The following is a 4707-nucleotide window of genomic DNA, read 5'->3' as shown; positions in this document are numbered from 1 at the left end:
GGAAGCCCCCGCGATCAACATCACCCATGCCGATCGCGTTCTCTTCCCCGAGAGCGGCCAGACCAAGGGCGATCTGGCCGATTACTACACGGCAATGGCCCCCCTGATGCTGCCCTTTGCCGCCAACCGTCCGATGAGCCTGGTCCGCTGCCCCCAGGGACGGGCCAAGGCCTGCTTTTTCCAGAAGCACGACAGCGGCTCCTTCGGCCCGGAGATCAGTCATGTGCCCATCACCGAAAAGGATGGGGGCGCCGAGGATTATCTCTATCTGACGCAGGCCGCCGGTATCCTTGCCTGCGTCCAGATGGGCACCATTGAATTCCATGGCTGGGGCAGCCGCGCACAGGAGGTCGAACGCCCCGACCGCATGATCTTCGATCTCGATCCCGATGAGGGGCTGGACTTCGCCGAAGTTCGCCGCGCCGCGCAGGACATCGCCCACCATCTCTCCGACATCGCCCTTGTCAGCTTTGCCATGCTTTCGGGGGGCAAGGGCGTGCATGTGGTTGTGCCGCTGACGCCGGGCCACGACTGGGACATCCACAAGGACTTTGCCAGACGCTTTGCCGAGGCCATGGCACTGGCAGAGCCTGACCGTTTCACCGCGACCATGAGCAAGGCAAAGCGCAAGGGGCGCATCTTCATCGACTGGCTGCGCAACCAGCGCGGCAGTACGGCAGTGTTGCCCTATTCCGCCCGCGCGCGGGAAGGAGCGCCCGTCGCCCTGCCGATCACATGGGATGAACTGGAAGGCATGGACAATGCCCATCCCTTTTCGATCGACGATGCCGGCTGTCTGATCGAACGCGCCTCCTACCCCTCATTGCGCGGTTGGGGCTTTGCCGAGCAGGCGCTTCCAGCGCTTTGATCTCCGGCACGGGTCTGCTTGTCCCAGCTTCATTGGGAGCGTGGAACCCCGCCATCGTCCATCCCTTACCCGAGGCGAAGGAGATCATCATGACTGACCGGTTGACCATGCAGGACCCGCGCGTTCAATACCCCCGCCCGCCCTTTCCCCGCCAGCCCCAGCCCGTCCCCGGCCTTGCCGTCGAGATGGAGCCGAGGCCTGATCATGGCGAGGAGAGTTATCAGGGGGCGGGCAGGCTGCTGGGCCGCAAGGCGCTGATTACGGGCGGAGACTCCGGCATCGGACGGGCAGCGGCCATTGCCTTTGCCCGTGAGGGTGCGGACGTCGCCATTGTTTATCTCGCCAGCGAGGAGCCCGATGCGCGCGAGGTTATTGCCCTGATCGAAGCCGAGGGTCGCAAGGCAGTCCCTATTCCGGGCGATGTCACTGATGAAACCTTCTGCCAGTCCCTGGTGGAGCAGGCCGTGGCAGAGCTTGGCGGGCTCGACATTCTGGTCATCAATGCCGGTCACCAGCAGAGCCGCGAGGATATCTCAAAGGTCACTTCGCAGGATTTTGATCAGACGCTCAAGACCAACCTCTATGCGCTGCACTGGATTACCCAGGCCGCCGTACCGCATCTTCAGGCCGGCGCCTCGATCATCACCACCGCCTCGGTCCAGGCCTATGATCCATCGGCAACCCTGCTCGACTATGCCACCACCAAGGCGGGCATTGTCGCCTACACCAAGGCACTGGCCAAGCAGATGATCGAAAAGGGCATCCGGGCCAATGTCGTGGCGCCCGGCCCCTTCTGGACGGCGCTGCAGTCGAGCGGAGGCCAGCCGCCGGAGGCTGTCATGCAGTTCGGCGAAAAGAGTGCCTATGGCCGCCCCGGACAGCCGGTCGAGATCGCCCCGGTCTATGTGCTGCTCGCATCGCAAGAGGCGAGCTTCATCAGCGGCGAAGTTTATGGCGTGACCGGCGGCGCGGGCATCGCCTGAGGAGACCTGTCCATGAAGATCGATCTTTCGGGCAAGACGGCCCTCGTCACCGGCTCCAGCGAAGGCATTGGCCTGGCATCTGCCAAAGCGCTGGCCGAAGCCGGCGCAACGGTGTTCATCAATGGCCGCAGCCGTGAGAAGCTGGAAGCGGCAGTGGCACAGATCGGCGGGCAAGCGCGCGCCATTCTCGCTGATCTTGCCGACAGTGCGGGCCATGATGCGCTGGTTGGCCAGCTACCGCAGGCCGATATCGTTGTCAGCAATGCGGGCATCTTCCAGCCCTCGGATTTCTTCGAGAGCTCGGACGATATCTGGGAGCGCCACTGGCAGCTCAATGTGATGGCGGGTGTGAGGCTGGCGCGACATTACCTCCCCGGCATGGAGAACAAGGGCTGGGGCCGCTTCATCTTTCTGGGATCGGAATCGGCCTTCAACATCCCCGTCGAGATGATCCATTACGGCGTCACCAAGACCGCCGATGTCGCGCTTGCCCGCGGCCTTGCCAAGCGGATGGCTGGAACAGGCGTCACGGTCAATTCGGTGCTGCCGGGCCCCACGCTGTCGGAAGGCGTTACCGCCATGCTGCAGGAGCAGCGGGAGAAAACCGGCCAGTCGCTGGAGGCAGCCGGTGCCGAATTTGTGAAGCAGAACCGCCCGACCTCGATCCTTCGCCGGGCCGCCACCGTCGATGAGGTTGCCAATATGATCGTCTATGCCGCCTCGCCGCTGGCCTCGGCCACCACAGGCGCGGCACTGCGCGTCGATGGCGGTGTGATCGACACGCTGATGTGAATGCGGCTCAATCTGGAAGGGCCTCCCGCCAGCTGGCAAGTGCCTGGCGGTAGTGCCTTTCCTCTTTCTCGACATCGCGCTGAAGCTTTGCAAGCTCGCCTACGTTGTGCTTTTTCAGTGCGGCGAGCTCCTCCTTCAAACTGTCGATCTGGTCCGCCAGCTCTTTTTCGATCGCGCCGAGATCGCTCTGCATTGTGCTCAGTTGGTCGTGAGCGCGGTCCAGCCTGGCACGGCTGGGCCGGGGCGCGGGTTTCGTGGGAGGGTCATCATGACCCGCCTTGCGTGGCTTGGGTCCACGCGCGCTTGGGCTTTTACCGCCCCCGGCAGCCGCCAAATGCTCGGCGGCCGTGCCTCGCGGGACGCGGATGACCTCGCCTGGCCTCTCCAATGCGGCTTTCGCCAAGGCAGGATCAGTCACCACCTCGGCTGCCCCCCGAGCGAACAGATTGCCTTTGGCGCCCCAGGCAGCGAGCGCCGCCTTCTGGCTCGGCGCCGCGATATAGGCGTCCTCGAAACCGACCGAGGTGCGGAAGACTTTCAAGGGCCGCTTGTTCGCCATCCCACTGCTGCCCAGCCTGCTATGGTCTCAAGGATCGGCGCATCACTGCTGCGTCTTTCTGACAAGGCTCCAGTGGTAGCCCAGCGCCTTCACGCGTCCCTCCAGATCCTGAAGCATCTCGCTCGACGGCGTCGCCACGCGCGTGAGCACCCAGAGGTAGCGGCCGGATGGCTCGCCGACGATCGACCAGTCATAGCCGTCGCCGTGATCCAGAACCCAGTAATCCCCATGGAATGGGCCGAAGAACGAGACTTTCAGTTTGGCGTGGGTGGCGGCATCGACGACCTTTGCGGTCCCGATGCTTTCCTTCCAGCGCCCGGCCTCGCCGCCCCTGCGCCCGCGGTTGACGACCTTGACCCGGCCATCCTCCTCAAGGGAATAGTCGGCCGTCACCTCGTCCATATCTCGTTCGAACGAGACTTCGTAGCGAAACTGCTCATACCAGCGGCCCATATAGCGGTAGAGTTCGACCGCATTTGCCGGCTCGGGAACGGCCTTGTTGCCAACCGGACCACGTCGGGAAAGAACGGCCCATGCTCCAAGCACTGCCGAGGCACCCAACACTCCTGCGGCCAGCGTCTTTTTGCCCATCATCATCTCCTTGGCATAGCCATAGAAGATACCCTCAGGAGAGCCGAGAGTTTCGCCAGGTGATTTGATGCGGGCAAATCACGCCCATCCCATGCCCGTCACCCGGTCATCCTGGCACGCCGAGTTCCCGCTTTCCTCTTTGTGAAAGACTGCGGAAGGTGATGGACCAGCGCGTCTGCGTCATTTCGGCAATGCCGTGCTCCCACAGATGCCTGGCCTCGCCCTCCAGATGATAGATCGATCGCGGCGGCAGCGGCATCGAAACGCGCTGGAAGCCTGTTTCAAGCCGTTTGCGAAAACGCATGTCTGCAGGGACACCCAGCGAAATGCCGATGACATGCTCGAAGATGGGCCGATCGCGATGCCAGCCGATACCGGCACCTGGATCGTAGCGGATCAGCAGTGCCTGCACGAGGTCCAGTTCGGCCAGCCCGGCAAAAGCGGCTGCCCTCCCCCGAAGCGGCAGTAACCACTCCGGTATCGGAGGGGCCCGGCCCGCCTCGCCCTTATCGAAGTCATAGCTCCAGCCAAAGGATGTGGTCAGGCGCTTGCCTTCCCATCCCTGAAAGCGAAAGGGCGAGAGGTGCTGCTCATCGATGCGGGTGATCAGACTGTTCTGTTTCTGAGCCGAGATGATCCATTCCTCGGAAGAGAAACCGGGCAGGACCGATGTGCCGAACAGATCCGTCATTGCAGGCGGCATAAGGTGTCTGGTCCTCGGAAAATGCAGCCATGACAGCTGTTTGGTCAGTCTGCCCCCAGACTATTCCCTGGGGCTGCGCTCATATAGGGCTGGAACATATTTAGAACAATGGCTGAGCCGATCCGTCAGCTACACTCGCCGTGTCCGGGCGACACTTCGCGCGCTCAGAGGTTGGCTTGACTTCAGATCCCGCCCTGCCCATTTTTTGTGC

Annotated in this window: 6 protein-coding genes; 3 read left to right on the top strand and 3 right to left on the bottom strand. The window is 62.9% G+C overall.

The window, feature by feature from the left end; genetic code table 11:
• From ligD to SR3_RS29995, 3 genes are all read left to right on the top strand, one after another.
• On the top strand, positions 1-868 hold an 868-nt coding region (gene ligD / locus SR3_RS30005), incomplete at its 5' end, for a non-homologous end-joining DNA ligase (RefSeq protein WP_218018914.1).
• Between the two features lie 89 nt (positions 869-957).
• Positions 958-1851, top strand: a complete 894-nt coding sequence (locus SR3_RS30000; protein WP_068095020.1) for an SDR family oxidoreductase — start codon at positions 958-960, stop codon at positions 1849-1851.
• A gap of 12 nt (positions 1852-1863) precedes the next feature.
• A complete protein-coding gene (locus tag SR3_RS29995; RefSeq protein ID WP_068095018.1) occupies positions 1864-2643 on the top strand; it encodes an SDR family NAD(P)-dependent oxidoreductase in 780 nt (259 codons plus the stop codon).
• 7 nt (positions 2644-2650) lie between these two features.
• Here the strand turns inward: SR3_RS29995 and SR3_RS29990 are convergent, their stop codons facing one another.
• The 3 genes from SR3_RS29990 to SR3_RS29980 form a co-directional block, all read right to left on the bottom strand.
• Positions 2651-3202, bottom strand: a complete 552-nt coding sequence (locus SR3_RS29990; protein WP_068095015.1) for a hypothetical protein — start codon at positions 3200-3202, stop codon at positions 2651-2653.
• 42 nt (positions 3203-3244) lie between these two features.
• Positions 3245-3793, bottom strand: coding sequence for a lipocalin family protein (locus SR3_RS29985; protein ID WP_084456070.1), 549 nt, complete (start codon positions 3791-3793; stop codon positions 3245-3247).
• Positions 3794-3899: 106 nt separating this feature from the next.
• On the bottom strand, positions 3900-4484 hold the full coding sequence (locus SR3_RS29980; protein ID WP_157099217.1) for an alpha-ketoglutarate-dependent dioxygenase AlkB: 585 nt from the start codon (positions 4482-4484) through the stop codon (positions 3900-3902).
• Positions 4485-4707 lie beyond the last annotated feature (223 nt).

Source organism: Novosphingobium rosa NBRC 15208 (assembly GCF_001598555.1).
Taxonomy (GTDB): Bacteria; Pseudomonadota; Alphaproteobacteria; order Sphingomonadales; family Sphingomonadaceae; genus Novosphingobium; species Novosphingobium rosa.
This window is presented reverse-complemented; position numbering and strand designations above follow the sequence as displayed.